The sequence below is a fragment of the Bacteroides faecis genome, from assembly GCF_020091505.1.
Taxonomy (GTDB): Bacteria; Bacteroidota; Bacteroidia; order Bacteroidales; family Bacteroidaceae; genus Bacteroides; species Bacteroides faecis.
Genome location: NZ_CP081916.1, coordinates 1,921,596 through 1,946,482, shown reverse-complemented (window position 1 = coordinate 1,946,482; position 24,887 = coordinate 1,921,596). Strand labels below are relative to the sequence as shown.

The 24,887-nt window shown below is 41.7% G+C and carries 15 protein-coding genes; 1 reads left to right on the top strand and 14 read right to left on the bottom strand.

The window, feature by feature from the left end:
* Positions 1 to 5: 5 nt before the first annotated feature.
* The gene (locus tag K6V30_RS07740; RefSeq protein ID WP_055271314.1) at positions 6 to 3,137 is read right to left on the bottom strand and encodes a SusC/RagA family TonB-linked outer membrane protein; all 3,132 of its coding nucleotides are present in this window, start codon (positions 3,135 to 3,137) and stop codon (positions 6 to 8) included.
* Positions 3,138 to 3,606: 469 nt separating this feature from the next.
* Complete coding sequence (locus tag K6V30_RS07735) at positions 3,607 to 6,177, bottom strand: Kelch repeat-containing protein (protein WP_055271321.1); 2,571 nt, start codon at positions 6,175 to 6,177, stop codon at positions 3,607 to 3,609.
* Between the two features lie 267 nt (positions 6,178 to 6,444).
* Here K6V30_RS07735 and K6V30_RS07730 point away from each other — a divergent pair, with 267 nt between their 5' ends.
* Positions 6,445 to 8,106, top strand: coding sequence for an IS1182-like element ISBthe2 family transposase (locus K6V30_RS07730; RefSeq protein ID WP_008763902.1), 1,662 nt, complete (start codon positions 6,445 to 6,447; stop codon positions 8,104 to 8,106).
* A gap of 122 nt (positions 8,107 to 8,228) precedes the next feature.
* On the opposite strand, the gene K6V30_RS07725 is transcribed toward K6V30_RS07730, so the two are convergent.
* From K6V30_RS07725 to tig, 12 genes are all read right to left on the bottom strand, one after another.
* Positions 8,229 to 9,413 (bottom strand): OmpA family protein, encoded by a 1,185-nt coding sequence (locus tag K6V30_RS07725; protein WP_055271795.1) that lies wholly within the window; start codon positions 9,411 to 9,413, stop codon positions 8,229 to 8,231.
* Between the two features lie 102 nt (positions 9,414 to 9,515).
* Positions 9,516 to 11,438, bottom strand: a complete 1,923-nt coding sequence (mutL, locus tag K6V30_RS07720) for a DNA mismatch repair endonuclease MutL (protein ID WP_010536495.1) — start codon at positions 11,436 to 11,438, stop codon at positions 9,516 to 9,518.
* Between the two features lie 15 nt (positions 11,439 to 11,453).
* Positions 11,454 to 11,756 carry a hypothetical protein gene (locus K6V30_RS07715; RefSeq protein WP_010536494.1) on the bottom strand — a complete coding sequence of 101 codons (303 nt, stop codon included), beginning with the start codon at positions 11,754 to 11,756 and terminating at the stop codon, positions 11,454 to 11,456.
* Positions 11,757 to 11,759: 3 nt separating this feature from the next.
* Positions 11,760 to 13,505: an OstA-like protein gene (locus K6V30_RS07710; RefSeq protein ID WP_055271797.1), complete on the bottom strand. Its 1,746-nt coding sequence runs from the start codon at positions 13,503 to 13,505 to the stop codon at positions 11,760 to 11,762.
* Between the two features lie 22 nt (positions 13,506 to 13,527).
* On the bottom strand, positions 13,528 to 14,910 hold the full coding sequence (locus tag K6V30_RS07705; RefSeq protein ID WP_010536492.1) for a peptidylprolyl isomerase: 1,383 nt from the start codon (positions 14,908 to 14,910) through the stop codon (positions 13,528 to 13,530).
* 9 nt (positions 14,911 to 14,919) lie between these two features.
* The gene (locus tag K6V30_RS07700) at positions 14,920 to 15,765 is read right to left on the bottom strand and encodes a peptidylprolyl isomerase (protein WP_029425272.1); all 846 of its coding nucleotides are present in this window, start codon (positions 15,763 to 15,765) and stop codon (positions 14,920 to 14,922) included.
* 54 nt (positions 15,766 to 15,819) lie between these two features.
* Positions 15,820 to 17,361, bottom strand: coding sequence for a peptidylprolyl isomerase (locus tag K6V30_RS07695; RefSeq protein WP_168166640.1), 1,542 nt, complete (start codon positions 17,359 to 17,361; stop codon positions 15,820 to 15,822).
* Between the two features lie 97 nt (positions 17,362 to 17,458).
* On the bottom strand, positions 17,459 to 18,937 hold the full coding sequence (guaB, locus tag K6V30_RS07690; RefSeq protein WP_010536489.1) for an IMP dehydrogenase: 1,479 nt from the start codon (positions 18,935 to 18,937) through the stop codon (positions 17,459 to 17,461).
* A gap of 88 nt (positions 18,938 to 19,025) precedes the next feature.
* Positions 19,026 to 21,206 (bottom strand): DNA helicase RecQ, encoded by a 2,181-nt coding sequence (gene recQ / locus K6V30_RS07685; protein WP_008764112.1) that lies wholly within the window; start codon positions 21,204 to 21,206, stop codon positions 19,026 to 19,028.
* 169 nt (positions 21,207 to 21,375) lie between these two features.
* Complete coding sequence (clpX, locus tag K6V30_RS07680; RefSeq protein WP_010536481.1) at positions 21,376 to 22,620, bottom strand: ATP-dependent Clp protease ATP-binding subunit ClpX; 1,245 nt, start codon at positions 22,618 to 22,620, stop codon at positions 21,376 to 21,378.
* Positions 22,621 to 22,622: 2 nt separating this feature from the next.
* Entirely contained in the window at positions 22,623 to 23,285 is a 663-nt protein-coding gene (gene clpP / locus K6V30_RS07675; protein WP_004297164.1) for an ATP-dependent Clp endopeptidase proteolytic subunit ClpP, read from the bottom strand.
* A gap of 143 nt (positions 23,286 to 23,428) precedes the next feature.
* Positions 23,429 to 24,784, bottom strand: coding sequence for a trigger factor (gene tig / locus K6V30_RS07670; RefSeq protein WP_010536480.1), 1,356 nt, complete (start codon positions 24,782 to 24,784; stop codon positions 23,429 to 23,431).
* Between the last annotated feature and the right edge of the window lie 103 nt (positions 24,785 to 24,887).

Sequence of the window (24,887 nt, the reverse complement as noted above, 5' to 3'; positions counted from 1 at the left end):
CTTCTTTAAAAGTTCAAGGTTAATCCAAAATTAAAGCTCTTATTCAGAGGATAATTCAAGCCGGCACTATAATCTCCTTCAATCTTTTCCGGATCAAATGCTTTTACAAATGGATCACAGATAGTAAACAGGTTGTTTCCGTTGGCATAGATTCTCAAGCTGCCAATACCTAATTTATGCATCAGACGCGGACTGAAAGTGTAACCTATTTCAATCGTTTTCAATCTCATATAAGAAGCATTCTTGCGCCAGATTTGTGAATCTCTTGTGTAGAATGAACCCATGTCCTGTTCCAGTCGGATGGCAGGCCACTCACCCGGAATCCATTCACTGTCTGAATCGTATGGATCGGAAAGGTGCCAGCGGTCATAGAAATACTCGGGAGTATTACCACCTTTGAAGCAGAGCATCTTCGCATATACCTCGTCAAACTGTACCGTATACAAAGCAGAACCCTGGAAAAGAGCATAGAAATCGAAGTTCTTCCAGGAAGCTTCTAAGTTAAAACCGTAGTGAATCAATGGACTGCCGGACCAGAACAGGGGTGTTTTATCCAAGTCGTTGACAACTCCATCACCATTCACATCTTTCAGGATAAAATCTCCGGGAAGTTCTTTAGAATTTCCGTTATCTCCATTTTGAATCGGATACGTATTGATCTCATCAAAGTTCTGGAAACGTCCGTCAGTCTGGTATCCCCAAATGAAATCTCCCCACCGGTTAGATGCCTGGTTTCTCCATCTTTCCATACTACTTTTATAGGGACCGCTTTCTACATAGCGTCTTTGGGTACGCGCCAGGTTGAAATTGCCGGAAACGCTATAATAGAAATCACCAATCTGCTTCGTATGAGTCAATGTAAATTCAATACCTCTGGTACGGTCACCGTTCAGGTTTTCTTGTGGTAACTTAGAGCCGAAGGTGTTAGGCAACGAACCATAGCGGTCGGCAAGCAATCCGCTCCGGTCCCGCTGATAAATATCAAATTCTACGGCTATCAAACGGTTAAAGATTGAGAAATCGATACCGAAGTTATACATGTTCACTTTGATCCAGGTCAGATTCTTATTAATCATCGCGGGAGATGCTACGCCGTTGGTATAATTTCCCTGACTGAATACATAACCACCACTATTTAATGAATAGCCGGAGAAATATTGAAACGGATCACCGGCATCTTGCCCCGAACGACCGGCTGAGAAACGAATCTTCAGGTTATCGACAAACTTGAAATTATTTTTAATAAAGCCCTCTTCCGAAATTCTCCACCCTACAGAAGCAGATGGAAAGAATGCCCATCGGCTGCCCGGAGCATAACGATAAGAACCATCGTATCTGCATGCAAGTTCTGCCAAATATTTTCCTTTGTAATCGTACGTCAGACGTCCGATATGGGAAAGATATGCCTGATGTTCCGAAGAACCGGAAACTTTCTGGTCGGATTCACGGGCATTATCCAGTTCCCCGATCGTAAAGAAATCGAATTTACGTTCTCCGTTCATCCAGTTTGCTTTCTCTTCCCGTCTTTCAAATACATACGTAGCTCCAATCGTGTGATTGCCGAATGTTCTGTTATAATTTGTCTGGAATTGCAGATCCACCCGTTCCGATTCTCTGCGATTGTCCTGAATCAGTGCCGGATAATTGGCGTCCGCTGCCGTATACTCACCGGTATATTCTCCATAGGTATAGGTTTTGAAACCTTTTCGGGTAGCTTTGTATCCATAGTTATTATAATCATAGATAAACGTTCCCTTCACCTTCAACCCTTGTACATAAGGGATACTGTATTCCAACGCAAACTGTGTCTGGAGGTTCTTATTTCTCTCTTTTGCACTTCCGGTATAATCTGCATCAATCATAGCTGCCGGATTAGGAACATAAGAGAAGTTATTGTAGTAGTCCGGATTATCGTTGGCATAAATAGAGGTAGTGGGCGGATTTACCCGCGTACTCTTGAATATGTCATAGAAAGGAAACCAGGGACGGTTTGTTGTATCATATCGTCCACCGAGATTTACGGTGGCAGTCAGATCCTTTGTTATCTTCAGGCTGACATTGGAACGGAATGTATATTTATCATAAGTCAGTGCATTATTTTTCAGCAAACTGTTGTCGGTTGCATAGCCGAAGCTACCGTAGTAGCTCACTTTATCAGTTCCTCCTTCCAATGATAAGGTGGTCTGGAATTGGGTGGCATGTTTATTGAATACTGCATCATACAAGTCAACACTCTCATAACCGGGAACTCCTTGTTGCCATTTTACCAGTTCATCTTTGGTGATATAAGCAGGTCGGCCCGCATTGATTTCGGCTTCATTTCTCATCGTCATATACTGTCCTGCATTCGCCATCTCCGGCACATTGGTCGGAGAAGTCACACCGACATTGGCATTTAATGTAATGCGTGGCTTTCCTGTGGCTCCCTTTTTAGTCGTAACGATGACAGCTCCATTTGCCGAGTTCATACCATAGATAGCAGCAGTAGCATCTTTCAGAAAAGAAATGCTTTCAATATCTTCCGGATTCAACCGCTGGAACTCGCTGGAACCATCTCTCACTACTCCGTCAATGACAAACAGCGGAGTACCAAATCCACGAACATTGATATTGGAACTGAACTTACCCGGCTCTCCATTTTCCTGCCTGATACGCAAACCGGCTACCTTTCCTTGGATAGCCTGTGCCAAACTAGGTGCTTTCGTTTTTACGATATCGTCTACTTTCAGATTGCCAATGGCTCCTGTCAGACTTTCTTTTTTCTGTATACCATATCCGACAACCACAACATCGCCTAACGCTACTACATTCTCTTCAAGAACCACCGTTATGAAGTTCTTATTCACAACTTTCACTTTTTTCGGATTATAGCCGACATATCCAATCTCCAGTTCAGCTCCCATAGGAACCTGAATTGTAAATTTGCCATCCATATCAGAAATTGTTCCCAAACCCGTTTTTAGAACTTTCACCGAGGCTCCTATAATGGCTTCCCCTTTATTGTCCGTTATCTGCCCGGAAACTTTCACATTCTCCTGTGCCATAACAGAACCCAAAGAAAGGGTGCTCCCTATTACCCAATAAAGGAACCATAAAAGAACTCTTTGCAAATGTTTTTTGCTCTTTCCTGTTTTCATATTTTTTAGATTAGCATTAATTGATTCATACCTGTTTTCATTTCAAGAAAACTTTCTCTGGGAAGTAAATCCGAAAGTAATTAAGAAGTGTTGCTTTTCATACCATCATCATTTTATTAAGGTTACTATTCCATCCGTTTAAACTATATGAAACAGAGGAGAGAAATCCTCCGCTATTTCTGAGAGCAAATATAGAACAGCATCCCTTAATGCCATATTAATTTTAGATTAACAGCAATAAATAAGTTGTATGTTTTAATATAAGATACTGATTATCAACATCTATTTTTATTAAAAAAAGTAGTCATGGCATGATTCACTCCCAAACAGTTCACTGTACAATCGTCTCTGTCCGACACCGATGAACCGCCCTTCCGGCATCTATGAAGTCATACTCCGATACCAATAAGGAGATATCCCGGCATCGGTAAACAAGAAGCAACCGGCAAATTATTAATAGAAGATTAATTTATAGTGAATTTATAATATCATCGTAAGAAAAATCAGGCTTTGCATTCAGCAAACGTTCATACTCAACACAAAACTTATCAAAGCACTGCTTGGACAAACCTTTTTGTCCCATCTGATACAATACCTTGCATTTTGTACGTATCGCATCTTCATCTATATTATCCACAAGCAGAATTACATCTGAAATTCTCAACAAAAGTCTAGAATCTGCCTGTATATCGGGATGATTGACCATAGAAAGCAAGATCTCTGTCAACAATACATAATAGGCCGACTTATATTCATCAATCCATTCGGCACTGACATTGGGAAGCAAAGCACCAGCGCTTGCCAAAGATATAATTTCATTGATTACTTTCTTATCGGTTATCGCATTTTTAGCTTTTACCTGGTTCAGTAACTTCATCACTTCCTGATAGTCACAAATTATTTCTTTGCCTAAATGTAGATACCAATATCCATTCTTATTAAGGATACTGATATCCCCGATCTTATCGATAATCAATCTTAGCTTCCTGATATTTACATTTCTGTTGTTTGATGCGCTTGACTTACTCATATCAAACCAGAACGTTTCATCAAGACATTGGGAAGTGGTGCCTTTCTCATTCTTCACAGAGTTCAATAGCAGAAATAAGAAAAGCTGTTTCAGTGTAGGGGTAAAGTCTCCCGTGATATTACATCCTTGTTTATCAAATACCTGAAATCCTCCCAACAACAAGACAGAAGAGAATTTCCGTTCTTTAACTTCCAGTTTTACAGGATTTTCCTCGCTTTCGTCAGCAAGAGTGGCTATCACACCGGTATCCTTCTTTTTCTTTCGCAATAACCAGAGCGCTCCTCCCAGTAAACAGATGAATACAAACACACCTGCCGCAATAAGGACAAGTAGTGTAGTTCCGGTAGTCTGATGAGGCAAAATATCTTCTTTAGACAAGGGAGGAAAGGCCAGTTTATAGAATTCAACTTTAGACTCACCCGGCTCTTTCTCCTGTAATACTACGGCATAGATAGAAGAAGTTTCCTTATGCAGGAACATATCGCAGTAAGAATGGATATCCAAAAAATTATAGGTAATGGAATCACTCATCACCTCTTGAACCGGCTGTTTCGTCCGTATATCAAACCGACTTAAATAGATTAATGTATTATAGCGGTCATTATTATACGTCAATGCATATACACTGTTTGACAGGGTATCTACAATCATCGAATTACCGAAAGTGAAATGTTCTCTGTCATTCACAAACTCCCACAACTTATTACACTTTCCAGTCTGTAAATCCAACCGATACAAATCATAGAAATTTCCGGGAGATTCTTCCTGCTTACCGGACTGATTACCGTAACCACCCATTATCAACAGTTCGTCATCACTTTCCTGCCCCATCGCACTCAAATATCGGGGATATATACACGAATCCAGTGAAGTCGTTGTCCATCCCTCCGACTTTTCCAATTTTATTCTGTTTAACTGCGAATTATAACGATGATTACCATAACCGCCAAAAACGATCAGTTCATCTCTTTTCCTGTTAATAATTCGATTATGATGCTGACGGGTATCGATCACTACAGAAGTATCAAGTGTCCACGACTGTCGACTGAAATCATATATATTCAGGTCCTTCAAATCGGGTGTATAAGATAAAAGCCTGTTCCGTTTCGCATCATAAATAACCTGACTAGAAGCTCCAATAAAAGAATGTCCTTTATAGGTGATAGAATCTATGTGGTTGGACTTAACATCATAAATAAACAGCTGACTCTCTCCTACAATAAAAAAACGTCCGCCTGCATCATCATAAGCGACCTGTGGATTAGGCCCCTGGACTATTAAGGATGACATAGCCGCCCACTTCGTATGCTTGTCGATTTCCCAAACTCCATTACGGACGAAAGCTTTTCTGTTTTTTATATTATCAAAGATCTCGTCTTTATCATGAGCAGCCAAATCCCACTGATACAAAGCTTTTCCATGGGAGTCGGCAAGAGTGATGTTACGTATTGTCATCGGAGGTACATCCGTTGAGAAAAAGCGAGGATGCTTACTGCCACCAAAATAGATCTTTATGTCTTTAAAGCTGTCCAGCGAATGCGCAATTTCCGCCTTAATACCATCAGCTACGATATGAATTCCTTCTCTGGTAAACAGAAGGTCGACATGTATCCACTTGTCCGCTACAATCTTTACCGAGTCTACAATCTCCGTATTCTTGACAACCCGGTCTTTATCCGTCAATACCATATTGAAACGAGAATACAGCAGATAAGAAATAAAATCAAAACAAGAAGAGTCATCGGCTATCACACGAACAACATATCCATAAGTATATAGTTCATTCCGCAACTTTATATCAAACCCCACAGAGAAGCCTTCTTCGGGGAAAGACAGGGAAGCGGTTGACGTAAGATCCAGATTAGTTCGTTGATCCTGATTAGTAGAATGGGCCAGAAACGTCAGTCCATAGTCATAGACACCAGTATCCATAATATTGCCTTTACATACCCAGATATGCAATAAAAAGACCAAAAATAGAACGTATCTATATTTTATATTATCAATCATAAATTTAGAATCCGTGTTCAAAAGTAAGAAACTTATATCTAAGATCAATGCATTTGAATGCAATATTCGCAAAAAATTATAGGATATCCAAATCATTCAAAGATTATGTTCCACATATTTTAAGATAGGTTTTAAAGAAACAAAAAACTTGAGGTTGTGTCAAAACGCTGGCACAACCTTTTTTTATGCACAAAGCCCAGACTTTCACAAGCCCGGGCTTTGTTATTACCCAAAGTTTTTGTATCTTTAGGCATAAAGTTTTTCGTTATGGCAAAGTTACATTTTCGTCCTTACATTCCCAACCAAACAGTTCTTTTTCCCGGAAGAATTGATGAAAACATAGCAGCGAACGATCCGGTTCGCATAGTTAATACTGTTGTTGATAATCTCAATCTTGACAATTTCAAGAAGCTTTATAAAGCAACCGGTCGTTGTCCTTATCATCCTAAAATGATGCTTAAGGTGATTATCTACGCCTACATGAACAATATCTATTCGTGCCGCAAAATAGAGAAGCTTCTCCTACGTGATATTCATTATATCTGGCTTTCCGGTAATGAACATCCGGATTTTATTACCATCAACCGTTTTCGAAACCGTGTAAAAGAGGAAATAAATACCGTATTCACGCAGTTGGTTCTTGTCCTTGCCGACAAAGGTTTCATCAGCCTTGACGTAGAGTATATCGACGGTACCAAGATTGAGTCCAAAGCCAACAAATATACTTTTGTCTGGCGCAAGACAGTCGAAAAGAACCGTACAAAGCTGATGGATAAGATCCGCATTCTCCTGGAGCAGGTGGATGAAGTCATAGCCCAAGAGAACTCCATGAAAGATACACCCGTAGAGTTCACTCCCGCCATGCTCTCAGATATAGTGAATGAACTTAAAGAGGTGCTGGAACACCAGCCTGTAACAAAGGACAAGGAACAAAAGAAGGTCATCCGGGAAAAGAAGAAACAGGTCCGGGAACTTGAGGAGTACCGTGACAAGTTGATAGAATACGACAACCATCTTGATACTCTTGGAGAACGCAACTCCTACTCCAAGACCGATCCTGATGCCACCTTCATGCGCATGAAAGAAGACGCCATGAGAAACGGACAGACCAAACCCGGATATAATCTGCAAATAGGTACCGAAAACCAATTCCTCATAGACTTCCGACTGTTTCCCAACCCAACCGACACACTGACCCTCATACCTTTCTTCCACTCCTTTGAGCAACGCTATAACCGCTTACCAACTGTCGGTGTGGCAGACTCCGGTTACGGCTCGGAAGAAAATTATCGGTTCATGCAAGATAATGGGATAGAAGCCTTTGTCAAGTACAACTACTTCCATAAAGAACAGCGTCCCCGTTATACCCCCAATCCATTCCATGCGGAGAGTCTCCATTACAATGCGGGGGAGGATTATTACGTTTGTCCTATGGGGCAGCACATGAACCGTATAGGAACTAGACGTGACAAAACAGCAAGCGGATACATCACCGAAAGTGCCCGATATAAAGCACAAAGATGTGAAGGGTGTCCTTTGTGTGGCAGTTGCTTTAAAGCTCGGGGGAACCGTATGATAGAAGTCAACCACCGGTTAAACCAATACAAACGGCAGGCACGGGAAAGGTTACTCTCGGAAGAAGGCATCAGGCATAGGGGAAGGCGATGTATAGAACCGGAAGCAGTTTTTGGACAAATGAAACACAACATGGCATACAAAAGGTTCCGGCATGTGGGAGAAGACAAGGTTACAATGGACTTTGCCTTCTTTGCTATAGCTTTTAATATCAAAAAGATGTGTACAAAACTACTAAAAGCAGGAAAGAGAAGGAGTGCACACACTATATTTATCTTTATCAGACCACGTGTGACTCAAAATACGACGAATATTAAGCCTTATTACCTAATTACTGAAAAAATAGTCGCATAGACAAAAAAGAGGAACGACTATTTTATATTAAAAAAAGAAGGGGATGTGCCTTAGTTTTGACACAGCCCCAAGCCTTTATTTTTCATAGATACGGTCTGCCTCTGCGACCGTCCTCTAATGTATTACTGAGCTGATTCTACCAATACAACACGGTTCAAAATCGGTTGACCGAACTTATCGACACCACCACCTGCTGCAACGGTTAATCTGTCTGCAGAGATGCCGTACTTCTTAACCAACAAGTCTTTAACAGCCTGTGCACGTTCCATACTCAACTTCTGGTTGATAGACGGAGTACCGGTTGCAGAGTCTGCATATCCGTTGATTGTATATGTCATGTTCGGGAATTCTTTCATCTTGCTGGCAAGATAAGATAAGTTCATTTCTTCTTGTGGAGACAACTTGTCTGAACCAATCTTGAAGAATACTGTACGCGGTGCGATGTTAGCATCTGTTACAACAACTTCTTCAGCTTCTTCCACTACAGGTTGCTGTGCATTAGCCAACTGTTGCTGCAACTGCATATTAGCGGCTGCCATAGCATTCATCTGATCACGCATCTGTCTCAATTCCAGTTCAGAGATAATCTGTGGAACAGGGCGTTGGAATCCACGGGTCGGGAAGTAATAAGTTACACCGAGAGTAGCACCTAAAATACCGTCATAATCGGGTTTACCACCATGTTCACCGTCAAACTTACCTTCCAGACCAGTTGCACTCAATTCAAGATTCAAATCAACAGCATTTGACAAACGGAAACGATTGATAATACCTGCATTGAAAGTAGCAGCATTGGTATGAGGTTTGGAATATGAATGAGCCCAGCCGGCACCGATATACGGGATAATTTCATATACGCGATCCGGGTTGTATCCACCGAAAAGCGCATTCAGGTTGATCATCAAATCACCATGCAAGTTCATATAGTCCCATCTCTGCTTGTAAGAGCCATCTTCTCTCGGACCACCGACTACATAATTTGCAGATTCGTTAGTAGTGAATCCTTTAGATTGTAGTCCACTGTATTGCATACGCACTCCAAAACCGGGTGTTACCCATTTACCAACTGATACATTCAATGTGGGGGCAATACGGTCTCTGAATTTTCCGATATGGTCATTATTACCAAATAATACCTGTGCACCACCTCCTACTGAGAAGAACCAGTTACTCCAGAATGGGTTAGTTATTACCTGATATTTATCTTGTACCTGAACAACCTCGTATTCAGTTACAGTCACGGTTTGCTGCGCAGAAGCGGCAGACGCAACGCCGGCAAAAGCCAGCAACATTAGAATCTTTTTCATATACCTAATAGTTAAGTGGTTATTATAATCTTTTCTTTGTTGAACTATTTAAATAACACGAACTGAACTAAAAGGTTTTATAAAATGATGATTTTATTTGTTTTATTTGAATAATTTTTCGATGTCCTCTTCCTTTATTGTAGTCAAGACTGTTTTGCCATCCGGAGTGTAATTAGGTGAAGGACAGGCAAAAAGACTGTCTACAAGACTTACCATTTCCTCATTACTCAACACCTGACCATATACAATCGCTGCAGCACGCGCCAATGTTAAAGCTAAGATATGCTGGATCTCCTCCTTTACATCATTTCCTTTTTCCATAGCTGTATGTAGCATATTCCGTACCAACTCAACCGGATTCAGTCCTTCTATCCCCGAAGGAATACCGTTGATAGCATAGCTACCGCCACCCAAATCACTCAAATCAAAACCAACTGCCGATAAATCATCCATGATTCCTTGCAAGACAGCAGCTTCTGAAGCAGGCAACTGCAATATTTCGGGAAAAAGCACTCCCTGTGAAACGCCTTGCTTTTGTTTTATCTGCACCATATAGCGATCAAAAAGTACGCGGATATGCGCACGATGCTGGTCAATCAGCATCAATCCGGATTTCACTGAAGTCAGAATAAAGCGGCCTTTAAACTGCAGATGCAGATTTCCCTTTTCAATCACAGGCTCATTAGCATATAATGTAGATGAAGCGGATGAAAAAGTGGATGAAGCGGCAGATACAGCCGAAATAGTTTTCTCTTCAGCAACCACCGATTCTTCTTCGAAAGGAGAATTCTCCCAGTCCATTTCCGGCTCTTGCTGAGGTTCATTTATCTTACTTGCCTTAGTCAATCCACCATACAATCCTTCCCATTCCACTTTCGGACGAGTATATGACCCACCGCCACTTCCTCCGGAGGATACTTTGAACGGATTAAAATCTGAGTTATAGTTAACTTTCGGAGGTGCAGGAGGAAGATTCTGCTCAAATGCAGGAATCTCCGGCATGTCTTCCGTGTCGAAATCAATGGAAGGAATGGCACTGAACTTACCCAATGACTCTTTTACTGATGCCGAAAGTATTTGCCAAATGGCCTGTTCATTCTCAAACTTGATTTCCGTCTTTGTAGGATGGATATTCACATCAATATTAGCCGGGTCTACTTCAAAGTAAATAAAATAGGAAACTTGCTCGCCAACAGGGATCAACTGTTCATAAGCTTCCATCACTGCCCTATGAAAATAAGGATGGCGCATATAGCGTCCGTTGACAAAGAAGTATTGATGTGCACCTTTCTTACGGGCCGTTTCCGGCTTTGCTATGTAGCCCGAGATTTTCACCATCGTAGTATTCACCTCGATATTCAACAACTGTTGATTCAGTTTCTTGCCAAAGATAGCAAGAATACGTTGCCGCAAAGGAGATACAGGCAGATTGAACAATTCGGAATCATTGCTGTAAAGTGAAAAGGATACCTCAGGATGAACCAGAGCAATGCGTTCAAATTCAGCCAGAATATTACTTAGTTCTGTTGAATTAGCTTTTAGGAACTTACGACGGGCAGGCACATTAAAGAATAAATTCTTCACAGAAAAGTTACTTCCCTTTGAGCAGGAAACAGCTTCCTGGCTTTCTACTTTAGAACCTGCAATCACCAATCTGGTTCCCAATTCTTCGGATTCCAGCCGTGTTTTCAATTCAACCTGCGCCACAGCTGCGATGGAAGCCAGTGCTTCCCCACGAAATCCCATCGTACGCAGAGCAAACAAATCCGATGCCTCGCGAATTTTAGAAGTCGCATGACGTTCGAAAGCAAGTCGTGCATCCGTTTCGGACATTCCTTTTCCATCGTCTATAATCTGGATGCAGGTCTTACCAGCATCCGTGACGAGTACATGTATATTTTGAGCATCTGCATCGATTGCATTTTCCACTAGCTCTTTAATAACAGATGCCGGACGTTGTATCACTTCACCGGCAGCAATCTGATTAGCTACCGAATCAGGCAACAAATGAATAATATCGCTCATAGTTTACTTAAGTAGTTAAAATGACCAGCTTCCCGTCGCCAAATAATGCCACAAATATAAAAGGAAAGCTATGATTATCAATATGATTCCAAAGGATACAGGTTTACGTCCGCTTGCCTTTCTGCGCTTCAGATGCGTAGTTCCTTCGACAAACTTACCGCGAATATCTTCGGGACTGAACTCTTTCTCAGGAAGCATTCCCAATTCACGCTTCGCTTTCTCCTCCATCTTATCGAGCTTCTCTTTCCGCTCGTTCACATAAATGTATTGATGATTAAAGCCCCGAGGTTTCCTCATCGAATTAAAAAACATTCCCATACGCTATTTCAAATCAGGAAAATCCATATTAATTAACTTTCGCCTATCAGTCTTTGGCCGCCGGTCGGTGGTAGGTTTCAGTGTCTCCCCTTCCTTCTTGCCTCTCCAATTGAAAATATCCTCTTTATTTAAAGGACGGACATAGTCAAACCAGGCAAATGTAGACAGCCTCAGCTTATCGGGAGGTATCTGATCCATTGGATATAATGTTCCGTTGGACTTACCAACAAACATACCCTTTTCCATCTTCTTTTCTTTCAGATAAAGATGAAGTACACTTCCTTCCATGTTATTAAAACCGGTCATTGTACTGTCTTTTTCTTCCGGATAGAAAGCAGTCATCACATTACCTATCACTTCAATATGCCGCATATCACCGTTTTCGAAATAGGCTTTCATTTCTTTACCGGACACCTGGTTATAGTGAATGGAATCTTTCATCTCTACCGTCAGTGCCTGGTTGATAATGTGCGCCCAGTTAATGGTACTGTCATTCATATAAATCTTGATCTCCTCACCGAGCAGTTGCTGACCTTCATTCCAAAGAATCGGGTCCGTATACATGGTCAGGCAAGAATCTTTTGAATTATAGACCAGTGAGTCGCAAACACCTTGCACATCAGTACGATACATACGGACCTTATGATAAGCTTTCATCAGGCGGAATACTGAGTCCGTATTCAGATTATAGGAAACAAGCTGCAACGTATCTCCATGCATAAAGAGGCTGTCACCTTGTGAATAGTCAATAGCAACGGCACGTTTAGTGGCAAAAGCAGAATCGGTCAATTCATTATAGAAACAATAATTGCCCGTCAGCATATTTTTATTGATGGTATCTGTCATTCGTATATTATCGAACGCTTCACCATATCCCACTTTCCGGTCATAAAACAAGCTGTCACCAATCAACTTCTTTCCGTCATTCGTCAGAATAGAACGATCCAACAATTCTGCCTGTTCACTCAATGTATTATAAAAGCCTCGTTCTGAATAGATATGATTATTATCACTCACAATATTCGAAGGACCGAGAATGGTAGCAATCTTAGAGAAGGTATTATATTTCAATGTATCCGATGTCAATACAAACTTAGGATTCACCAATTTCACATCATGATTGAACACCGATTGTTTGGTAGCCGGACTGTATTCTCCCCAGTCTGAGGTTAATACATTCTCTTCATCCATCAAAGTCCCTCCCTCAAAATAATAACCGAGATCATAAAGACGGTCATAATTCAGACTGTCAGTCAGCAGTGTCGTGTTCCGGTTGATCATTTTTACGTTCTCACGAATCTGCGCAATCTGCGTCATTCCATCATAGTAAAGATAATCACCATAGATGAACAGAGTGTCTCCCTGCTCCATACGTACATTACTGAATGCTTCTACCGAATTGGTTTTCTCGTAAATCAAAGCACTGTCACAAAACATATACATACTGTCATGACGCAGCTTTACATTTCCGATCAACACTTGAACATCCGGTCGGGCAAGCTTGTCAGCCTGTCCTTGGTTTGCATGCAGCAAATACACTTTCGTCTTTTTATTTTCCGGTTCTTTCTTTGTACCTTTGGCAGTTTGCTTTGTTCCATCCTCAGGTTTTGCAGCCGGGGTCTCCGTCTTTTTATTCTGTCCGGTGGGCTTCACCTGCGCCACAAGGCATACGGCAAACAGGCATAGAAAGCCTATAAGAAGCCATCTATGCCCGTCTTGCTGTTTATCTTTCTTGTTTTGTTTCAGCATATAAAGTCAAGCTGTTTAAACATCAATCATTCCTTACCCAACCCGGATACTTGAAGTCACACTTCTGCCAGTTCGGATCAATACGTACATACGTATGTTTCTGTTTGTTCAAAATCCATTTCTGCAACATCTCTTCCCGACGCTTATCCATCACTATTTCCTTCAAATCCTGATAGTCTTCCGCAATGGTAGCTTTATGACCGTTGATCTTTGCTTTCAGTTTTACAATGGCACAAACTTCTTTTCCATCTTTCTCGTTGATCATCGTAAAGGCTTTGGATATTTCACCCACATTCATCTTATCCACTACTTTCGCAACATCCTGCGGCAAATCCTGCATCTGGAATTTAGAAGTAGTGATGCCAGTACGCTCATTCGTATTCACCATAATACCATGATTATTACGAGTATCTTTATCTTGTGAAATCACAGAAGCAGCATCATCAAACGTAAACTTATTCTGACGAATATCATCACCGATAGAGTCCAGACGGGCACAAGCCTCTGTCAATTCCTTTTCAGAAACTTTCGGGCGCAACAGAATGTGACGGGTATTCACACGGTCACCGCGCTTCTCGATCAGCTGAATAATATGATAACCAAATTCCGATTCTACAATCTTGGAAACCTTCTTCGGGTCTTGAAGACTAAATGCTACATTGGCATAAGCCGGGTCAAGCATACCACGTCCCATAAAATCAAGTTCACCACCCTTGATAGCAGAAGCCTTATCTTCAGAATACAGACGTGCCAGCGTAGAGAAATCAATCTCCCCTTTTGTCACACGATCCGTATAATCACGTAAACGTCTCTTTACGTCTTCTATTTCCGCAATAGGAATTTTAGGTTGCAGGGTGATAATCTGCACTTCTACCTGAGTGGGAATATAAGGGATGCTGTCCTGAGGAAGATCTTTAAAATAGCGGCGTACTTCTGCCGGAGTCACCTTGATTTCTCCTACCAGCTTCTGCTGCATTTTCTGTACCGTCAATCCATCCCGGGCATTTTCGCGCAACGTTTCACGAATTTGAGTGGCAGTCTTATTGAAGTATTCCTCCATCTTCTCTTTAGAACCAATCTGCTGAATATACATATTGGTCATCATATCTACGCGCTGAATGATTTCCGCTTCGGAAACTTCGATACTGTCCAGCTTTGCCTGATGCAGGAATAATTTCTGCACAGCGATTTCTTCGGGTATTACACAATAAGGATCGCCTTCAAATCTGCGTCCATTATACAGGGCATCCATGCGTGCCTCTTCCACATCTGATTTCAAAATAGCTTCGTCACCTACTACCCAAACTACCTCATCAATTACATTGTCCTGTGCATAAGTTACCACGTTGGCAAATACTGCCAGGACAAGGGTAACAATAAATCTAAAGTTCACAAACTTCTTCATTCTTTGTATTTAATAATTATATATAATCTTCTTTTTGTTCACAGCCTGCTGATACAGGTCGTTCTTCACTTGTTCCATAAAGTTCACCCGTTTCTGATTGACCAGTAAATCCTTCACTTCCGACCGTGCAAACTCATACGGTTTTTCTTCGCCTGCTCCGCGATAATCGCTCACATTGAGGAAATAACAAAATGCCGTATCTTTCAGCTCCACTTGCCGATGCTTGTTTATGTATTCTTCCGGTGCCGCCTCTTTCAATGGAATCAGATCCAGCACATCCGTTACCGGAACCCATTTATTGTAAAAGTATTCATACTTCACCGCATTCTGCAAACTATATTTTTCCAGGCTCTCCACAGCGTCCTGTTTCTCAGTCTTATACCATCTGCGAACATTGTTCAACTGAGGTGCTGTCAACGGAACTTTAATAAACAGTCCCTTAATCAGCGGAGATTCCAGTTTAAACAAATCCTTGTTTTTCTCATAATAATCCGCAATCTCCTGCTCCGAAATATCACTCGTCAGTTTCTGGTTTATCAGTTCCTGCTGATAAGTATGCATGATCAAAGCTTTCCGGTAATTCTCCACCAGCTTATCTACATCCACATTATCCGGGATATTATTCGCTGCTTTTTCATACAACAAAATCTCCTCCGCCCAGCTACGAATGTAATGCTCGGCGAAAAGAATACTATCATCTTTTGACAATCCGACCGGTAGCACAGACATCAAATCTTCTTTATATAAAAAGTTACCATCTACCTCCACTAATGCAGTCTTGCCTTTGTGGTCGTACTGCTCTTTGCACGCTCCACAACAAAGAAGGGTAATTAGTAAGAGGACTAATATTCGCATCGTCAATTCAAATCTACTTATTTAAGGTACGAAGATAGTGAATAATCGGTTACATCAGTTATTATTAACTGTTTTTAAAACCTCTTGGTTTATTTCAACCTTACCTGACTCCTCCAATTCCCGCTCCCAATATGCGTTAAGATAGTTTCTATAATCTTTTCTCACCTGCTCAATTACCTCTCTGTAATCATCCGGACCCTTCTGTTTTTTGCCAGCAACAATAGTAAAAGGATACGACATTACAGACTCAAAACCACCCTTCTTAAAGACCAATTTATCTATATATTTATTATCTCCGTCGGCAAAAATCCCCTGTTCGATTTTAATTTTTTCGTCACCGGATGTATTAAAAGTTTTGCGAAGTATGTCTTCCCATTCCTTCTCCGGTACTTTCTTCAGCAGCTTTTTAGCCTGTTTGGCAGTCTTTTTATCCACACAATGCAATACCACTCCTTTATACCGAGGATGTTCCCAGCGGTAATCCGATGAATGAAACTTAAAATAAGTAGCCAATCCTGCCCGATCGTTAACAGCCGGTAAATCTACTTTCTGACGCGTGATCTCCGCAACCAGACATTTTTCAGCATACTCCTGCAAAGTATAACGAAGTTCCGGATGCTTTTTTTCCACATGCCGATTCTCGTAATCCAGCAAAGATTTGGCTATAAAACCATTCAGCTGACGTTTTACAGCCTGGGGATGGGATGAAGCAAACCACTTAAACATCTCTCCCGTATATGTCTGCCCATTGACAGTAAACAAAGTTCTATCTGTTTCACCTTTCTGCAGCAATTCCTCCAAAGCCTCCGTATTCGGAACATATTGGTATTCTTTTTTCAATTGCTCCACTATTGCTTCCGTTCCTTTATCCAGTGGCTGACGCCGTAAACGATTCAAAAGGCTATCACTAACTATCTCATACGCAGATACTTCTTTCCGGTCAACAACTTGCAGAATATGAAGCCCCTCCGGTGTAAAGAAAGGTTTCGATATTTCACCCTTCGCCAAAGAAAAAGCGACATCCTCAAACTCGGAAGTTGTCTGTAAGTTTTCGATCCACACACAACGTTTATCATCTGAAAACCGGTCCACCAAACTGGTAAAATCAATACTTGGCTGATTCTGTATCACCTGATAAATAGAATCCATACGTGCTTGCTCCTCTTGCAAATGCCTGGAAGTAATGGTTTGAGGCAGATATTTGAAAATCTGCTGTACCTGTACTTGTCCGTTACGTACATTTCCTTTCATCTTCTGATATAGAATACGGGCATTGCCATCCATTTCCTGGCTGCCCGGCAGATAAGACCTCAACAACTTTGTCCGATAAGCTTCCTGTTGCTTACGAAAAGCCGAAGTAGTATCGAGCCCTGCCGCTCTGGACGCTTCCACTTTCAACTTAGCCTGAATGAAAAGCTCCGCATATTCTTTAGGAGACAATTTCTCACCCTCACCATCCACATGACGGCGATAGGAATATTCAAACTCCGAACGAGGTATTTCCTTTCCGTTAATCCGCATTACTACGGGATCTTCCTGAGCGGAAACCCATATTCCGAAGAGACTTATCCATCCTAAAAGCAGACTTCTTTTCATCATTGATTCTTTGTTTAAAACGACAAACGGTGAACAACGAACATGTGCCATACAGCCTGTTCACCGTTCACCGCTAATCGTTTACCGTTTATATAAATTATTCCGGACGGCTATAGTTAGGCGATTCACTGGTAATCGTCACGTCATGCGGATGACTTTCCATCACTCCGGCATTTGTGATACGAGTAAACTTCGCATCATGCAGTTTTTCAATATTAGCAGCACCGCAATATCCCATACCTGCACGCAAACCGCCGGACAGCTGATAAACTACTTCATAAAGCGTACCTTTATAAGGAACACGTGCAGCAATACCTTCCGGTACCAACTTCTTCACATCGGCAGTTCCGCTCTGGAAGTAACGGTCCTTCGAACCATTTTCCATCGCTTCCAATGAGCCCATACCACGATATGACTTGAACTTACGTCCGTTAAAGATAATAGTATCACCCGGAGACTCTTCAGTTCCGGCAACCAATGATCCGATCATCACACAATATCCACCGGCAGCCAATGCTTTTACCACATCACCGGAGTAACGTAATCCACCATCAGCAATCAAAGGAACACCTGTACCTTTCAGTGCTTTGGCTACATCATATACAGCCGATAACTGAGGAACACCCACACCTGCAACAACACGAGTCGTACAGATAGAACCCGGACCGATACCTACTTTCACTGCATCAGCACCAGCTTCCGCCAAAGCCTTCGCAGCTTCGCCGGTAGCAATATTACCTACTACAATATCAATATTCGGGAAGCGTTTCTTTGCTTCTTTCAGTTTTTCAATAACGAACATAGAATGTCCGTGAGCTGTATCGATCACGATAGCATCCGCACCGGCATCTACCAATGCCTGCATGCGATCCAGCGTATCGGCAGTAACGCCCACACCTGCAGCTACACGCAGACGACCTTTGGCATCCTTACAAGCCATCGGTTTATCTTTTGCCTTTGTTATATCTTTATAAGTAACAAGACCGATCAATTTCCCATCCATTCCGACAATCGGCAATTTCTCGATCTTATGTTTCTGAAGAATCTGTGCTGCAGACTCCAAATCTGTAGACTGATTGGTAGTCACCAATCTTTCTTTGGGAGTCATAACCAGATCAATATGTTTGGTCATGTCTCTTTCGAAACGCAAATCTCTGTTGGTAACGATACCTACCAGATAACCTTCATCATCCACCACAGGAATACCGCCGATTTTATATTCAGCCATAATTCCCAAAGCATCGCTAACAGTAGAACCTCTCTTAATAGTAACAGGATCGTAAATCATACCATTTTCAGCACGCTTTACAATGGCAACTTGTCTTGCCTGCTCCTCAATAGACATATTCTTGTGAATCACACCGATACCACCTTCACGGGCAATGGCAATAGCCATTTTCGCTTCGGTAACCGTATCCATGGCAGCCGTCACAAAAGGAATTTTTAACTCAATGTTTCTTGAAAACTTTGTCGAGAGATCGACAGTGCGCGGTAAAACTTCAGAATAAGCGGGGATCAACAATACATCGTCGTAAGTTAACCCATCCATTACAATCTTATCAGCAATAAATGACATAGGGCTGTGCGTTTAAAAATTTATTGCGTGCAAATATACGGTTTTTATTCAAAACAGCATACCTGCACGCCTATTTTTTTTCGCTTTTTTAATTAGCCATTTCAGAGATGAACTTGATTCTCACCAGTCGGACTTCCTCTTCGGTAAATTCATCACCCAGTTCATCAAGAGCATCATCAATTTTGTCTGTCGTAGATTCCTTGAAATAATCATAGATATCGAGCATATGGTCTTCATCCATAATTTCTTCCAGGAAGTAATCAATATTCAGTTTGGTTCCGGAGTAAACGATCGCTTCCACCTCATCCAATAGCTCACCAAACTCAATTCCTTTGGAAAGAGCGATATCGTCCAATGCCACTTTACGATCAATAGCCTGAATGATAGCCACTTTCATTTTCGATTTATTAGCAACCGTACGTACACGCAAATCTTCCGGACGTTCAATTTCATTCTCTTCGCAATGACGCTTGATCAGTTTACAAAACTCTTCACCATAGCGTTTTGCTTTTCCGGCACCTACGCCCGGGATATTCTGCAGTTCATCCAGTGTCACCGGATAGATGGTAGCCATTGCTTCCAACGACGGGTCCTGGAAAATAACATATGGAGGAACCTCCAGCTTCTTGGAAAGCTTCTTCCGCAAGTCCTTCAGCATTGAGTAAAGAGCCGGGTCCACCGCACAAGAACCACCGCCACGTGCCGGTACTTCTTCTTCCGTTTCTTCAAAATCATTATCTTCAGTAATCTTGAATGATTTTGGTTTCTTCAGGAATTTGTGTCCTTCTTCCGTTACCTTCAGTAGACCATAATTCTCCACATCTTTGCTCAAGTAACCGCCAATCAACGCTTGTCGAATCACCGCATTCCATGTTTTGTCTTCTTCGCCCATACCCGAACCGAATACTTCCAGATCTTCGTGCAAATGAGCCTGTACTTCCGACGTTTCTCTACCTTGTAGTATGTCTATGATATAATCTGCCTTAAAATTTTCTTTCACCGCGATAATCGCTTCAATCACGGCACACAATAACTCTTGAGCCTCCACTTGTTTTTTAGGGTTTAAACAGTTGTCACAATTTCCACAATTTTCTTCCGTATATTCTTCACCGAAATAATGCAGCAATGTCTTGCGCCGGCACACGGAAGATTCGGCATAAGCAGCGGTTTCCAACAGAAGCTGCTTGCCTATTTCCTGTTCTGCCACAGGTTTTCCCTGCATGAACTTTTCCAGTTTCTGCAGGTCTTTGTTTGTATAAAAAGTCAGGCACTGGCCTTCGCCGCCGTCTCTGCCGGCACGTCCTGTCTCCTGGTAATACCCTTCCAGACTTTTGGGGATATCGTAATGGATTACAAACCGTACATCCGGCTTGTCAATTCCCATACCGAAAGCGATGGTAGCTACAATCACTTCCACCTTTTCCATCAGGAAATCATCTTGGTTCTTCGTTCTCGTCATAGAGTCCATACCTGCATGATAAGGACGCGCATTGATTCCGTTTGCCTGAAGAATCTCAGCAAGTTCTTCTACTTTCTTCCGGCTCAGGCAATAAATAATACCCGACTTTTCCGAATTATTCTTGATGAACTTAATGATATCTTTATCAATATTATTAGTCTTTGCGCGTACCTCATAATAAAGGTTCGGACGGTTGAACGACGATTTAAAAACCTGAGCATCCACCATCCCCAGATTTTTCTGGATATCGTGCTGTACCTTCGGTGTTGCTGTTGCAGTAAGTGCAATCAAGGGAGCTTTCCCTATTTCGTTAATGATCGGACGAATCCGCCGATACTCCGGACGGAAGTCATGTCCCCATTCGGAAATACAATGAGCTTCGTCTACCGCATAGAACGAAATTTTCACCGAACGCAAAAAATCTACATTTTCTTCCTTTGTCAACGACTCAGGAGCCACATATAGCAATTTTGTTTTTCCGGCAAGGATGTCAGACCTGACTTGGTCTATTGCACCTTTATTTAATGAAGAATTTATAAAATGGGCGATGCCATCCTCTTCACTGAAATTACGCATTGCATCCACCTGATTCTTCATCAACGCAATGAGCGGAGAAATAACAATTGCCGTACCTTCCATCAAGAGCGAAGGTAACTGATAGCATAAAGATTTTCCGCCACCGGTAGGCATTAGTACAAAGGTATCTTTACCATCGAGCAAATTCTGAATGATTGCTTCCTGGTTTCCCTTGAACTTATTAAATCCGAAATACTTTTTCAGTTCATCTGTTAAATTAATCTTCCCTGCCATCTTAACTTAGGTTGTTTTATTCAGTTCATGGTTTAACTTTAAGTAAAGCCCTCTATTGCAAGAGAGCCAAACAAAGTTATAAACAACTTCGTAATTACCAAGCAAAATACGACTAATATTTTCAAGAAAAAACAGAAACAATCATTTCCAGTAGCCTTACTATTTGATATTAAGCAGTTTGCAGCCTTGCCATATTCGCTTTTTCCAGCTGTTGTTTTGCATAATCCAACGTTACCTTATACTCTTTCTTGCTTTCTGAAGGGATTTCAAACATGACATCCATCATGATCGTTTCCACAATAGAACGCAATCCACGGGCACCCAGCTTATATTCTACGGCCTTGTCAACGATATATTCGAAAACAGAATCCTCAAATGTCAGCTTGATACCATCCATTTCAAACAATTTGATATATTGTTTGATGATAGAGTTTTTCGGTTCGGTAAGAATAGCACGGAGTGCATTACGATCCAGCGGATTCAGATAAGTCAGCACCGGAAGACGACCGATAATTTCGGGAATCAGTCCGAATGACTTCAAATCCTGAGGAGCAATATACTGCATCATATTATTCTTATCAATTACAGCTGTCTTCTGTGAAGCGGTATAGCCTACCACATGTGTATTCAGCCGTTGGGCAATTTTCTTTTCAATGCCATCGAAAGCACCTCCGCAGATAAAGAGAATATTTTTAGTATTCACCGGAATCATTTTCTGGTCGGGATGCTTACGGCCTCCCTGAGGGGGAACGTTCACAACCGAACCTTCGAGCAATTTCAGCAACCCCTGCTGTACTCCCTCCCCGCTTACGTCGCGGGTAATGGAAGGATTATCTCCTTTACGGGCAATCTTGTCTATCTCATCAATAAACACAATTCCCTGTTCAGCTTCCGGTACATTATAATCTGCCACCTGAAGCAAACGAGTCAGGATGCTTTCAATATCTTCACCCACATAACCGGCTTCCGTCAACACCGTAGCATCTACAATCGTAAACGGAACATGAAGCAACTTGGCAATTGTACGCGCCAAGAGGGTTTTTCCGGTTCCGGTACTTCCCACCATGATAATGTTTGATTTTTCAATCTCTACATCATCGCCACTGTCTTTTTGCAAAAGGCGCTTATAGTGGTTGTAAACCGATACCGAAAGAAAACGCTTCGCGTCGTCTTGTCCAATTACGTACTGATCGAGGAATTTCTTTATTTCTACCGGTTTGGGCAGTTCTTTTAAATTGAGTTTGGTAGCTCCGGCGCCTTTTCTGCTTTCACCCAGTGCTTCCTGAGTTATCTCATAAGCCTGAGTAGCGCAGCTGTCGCAGATATAGCCGTTCATTCCTGTAATCAGGAATCCGACCTCATTCTCCGACCGACCGCAGAAGCTACACTTTTTCTTTGTCTTTGAATCAGCCATTTTTATTTTTTAATCAATACCTCATCAATCATACCGTATTCTTTCGCTTCCTGAGCTGTCATCCAGTAATCACGGTCTGAGTCGGCCCATACTTTATCGAAGTCTGTGTGCGAATGATCGGCGATAATCGTATAAAGTTCTTTCTTCAATTTCTGAATCTCACGGGCTGTGATTTCAATATCCGAAGCCTGTCCCTGAGCACCTCCCATCGGCTGGTGAATCATAACGCGTGAATGCGGCAACGCCGAACGTTTACCTTCAGCACCAGCTACCAGCAATACAGCAGCCATCGAAGCTGCCATACCTGTACAGATCGTCGCAACATCACTTGAGATAAACTGCATGGTATCATAAATACCCAGTCCGGCATATACACTGCCACCCGGAGAATTGATATAGATGGAAATATCCTTGCCCGGGTCTACAGAGTCCAGATAGAGCAACTGCGCCTGAAGCGTATTTGCCGTATAGTCATCTACTTGTGTACCCAGAAAAATAATGCGGTCCATCATCAGTCGGGAGAATACATCGAGCTGAGTTACATTCAGCTGTCTCTCTTCGAGAATATAGGGATTCAAATACCCGGCTTGCGATTTAATCACATCGTCCAGCACCATGCCATTCATTCCTAAATGCTTGGTTGCGTATTTTCTAAAATCATCCATGTTATGGTTCCTTTCTAATTAAATTTATAATAAACGTAAGTGCAAAGAAACGAAAAAGAACACATAGACACAAAAAAACACAGAGTTATAATTTTATAAAAACTCTGTGTTTCTGTGACTTTATGTTCTATTCAACCGAACGATTATTCAAACATTTTATTGAACTCTTCCATAGAAACGCTCTTGTTCTCCAAAGTTACCTGAGCTTTCAGGGCTGCAGCCAACTTCACTTCTACTACGCGGCTTACCAGATTGTTGATTGTCTCTTTCTTCTTCAACATTTCCTGTGCATAGTTGTCAAGTACGTCTTCAGGTACAGACAACATTCCGTATTGAGCAAACTGTGCTTTCGTTGTTTCTTTCGCCATCTTCAGCACATCTTCCTGTTCTACTTTGATATCGTTTGCCTCTACCAACTGTTCCTTGATCAGGTGCCAAGTCAGTTCTTCGATGCTCTTATCGTAGTTCTCAGCTACATATTCTTCACCTTTTTCTTCGTTGTTCAGTAACATGATACGTTTCAGCAATGCATCAGAGAATTCCAGCTTGCCTACTTTGTCCATCATCACTTTACGAATGTCGATCAGGAATTTATAATCACTGTCAGCCACAAATCTTGCTGCGATTTCTTCTTTGATCTTAGCGCGGAATTCTTCTTCAGTCTTCACTACACCTTCACCAAATGCCTGGTCAAATACTTCCTGAGTCAGTTCACCCGGTACAAAACGAGTGATTTCTTCTACCTGGAAACTGAAATCAGACTTCACGTCTTTAGCGATTTCCTTGTCGATCTTCAGCAGAGAGCCAAGTTCAGCAGCATGTCCGTCGTAAGCAACATTCGGATTGAATACCAATACATCGTTTACTTTTGCATTAGCGAAGATTGCTTTCTGATCGTCGTTCTTCATATAAGAAGGCATCAATACTGCACCTTCTACCTGAATACCGCCTTCTTTCGTATTACCTTCTTCATCCAGCTGAGCCAACAGGCCTTTCAGCATATCGTTATCTTCGTAAGCGTCTACTTTATCGTATTTACCAGTACGTTGAGTATACATCTTCACCTGGTTATCGATCATTTCATCCGATACTTCGATTGTATAGTAATCTACTTTATCTTTAGCACTTACTTCTGCTTTAAATTCAGGTGCCAGAGCGATATCGAATACAAATTCGAATTCTTCCATTGTATCGAAGTCGATCATCTGCTGTTTTTCTTCGTTAGGCAACGGTTCGCCCAGCATGTTCACCTTATTTTCTTTAATATAGTTGTAAACAGCTTCTTGCAATACTTTATTCACTTCTTCTGCAATCACTGATTTACCATACATCTTCTTAACCAGGCTCATCGGAACCATTCCTTTACGGAATCCCGGCATCTGCGCCTTCTGGCGGAATGATTTCAACGATTTGTCTACTTTCTCCTGATAGTCGGCTTTCTCAAGCTTTACAGTAAGCTGTGCGCTTACTTTGTCAATGTTTTGTAATGAAACGTTCATTCTGACAATTATTTATTTGATTTATACTTTGTTCTAACTCAAACGAGGGTGCAAAATTAGTGCTAATCTTTCAATTTTCAAAAGACATTGCAGATTTATTTCG

Coding starts and splice junctions, on each gene's coding strand:
- K6V30_RS07740 (WP_055271314.1), bottom strand. CDS start 3,137: ATGAAAACAGGAAAGAGCAAAAAACATTTGCAAAGAGTTCTTTTATGG.
- K6V30_RS07735 (WP_055271321.1), bottom strand. CDS start 6,177: ATGATTGATAATATAAAATATAGATACGTTCTATTTTTGGTCTTTTTA.
- K6V30_RS07730 (WP_008763902.1), top strand. CDS start 6,445: ATGGCAAAGTTACATTTTCGTCCTTACATTCCCAACCAAACAGTTCTT.
- K6V30_RS07725 (WP_055271795.1), bottom strand. CDS start 9,413: ATGAAAAAGATTCTAATGTTGCTGGCTTTTGCCGGCGTTGCGTCTGCC.
- mutL (WP_010536495.1), bottom strand. CDS start 11,438: ATGAGCGATATTATTCATTTGTTGCCTGATTCGGTAGCTAATCAGATT.
- K6V30_RS07715 (WP_010536494.1), bottom strand. CDS start 11,756: ATGGGAATGTTTTTTAATTCGATGAGGAAACCTCGGGGCTTTAATCAT.
- K6V30_RS07710 (WP_055271797.1), bottom strand. CDS start 13,505: ATGCTGAAACAAAACAAGAAAGATAAACAGCAAGACGGGCATAGATGG.
- K6V30_RS07705 (WP_010536492.1), bottom strand. CDS start 14,910: ATGAAGAAGTTTGTGAACTTTAGATTTATTGTTACCCTTGTCCTGGCA.
- K6V30_RS07700 (WP_029425272.1), bottom strand. CDS start 15,765: ATGCGAATATTAGTCCTCTTACTAATTACCCTTCTTTGTTGTGGAGCG.
- K6V30_RS07695 (WP_168166640.1), bottom strand. CDS start 17,361: ATGAAAAGAAGTCTGCTTTTAGGATGGATAAGTCTCTTCGGAATATGG.
- guaB (WP_010536489.1), bottom strand. CDS start 18,937: ATGTCATTTATTGCTGATAAGATTGTAATGGATGGGTTAACTTACGAC.
- recQ (WP_008764112.1), bottom strand. CDS start 21,206: ATGGCAGGGAAGATTAATTTAACAGATGAACTGAAAAAGTATTTCGGA.
- clpX (WP_010536481.1), bottom strand. CDS start 22,620: ATGGCTGATTCAAAGACAAAGAAAAAGTGTAGCTTCTGCGGTCGGTCG.
- clpP (WP_004297164.1), bottom strand. CDS start 23,285: ATGGATGATTTTAGAAAATACGCAACCAAGCATTTAGGAATGAATGGC.
- tig (WP_010536480.1), bottom strand. CDS start 24,784: ATGAACGTTTCATTACAAAACATTGACAAAGTAAGCGCACAGCTTACT.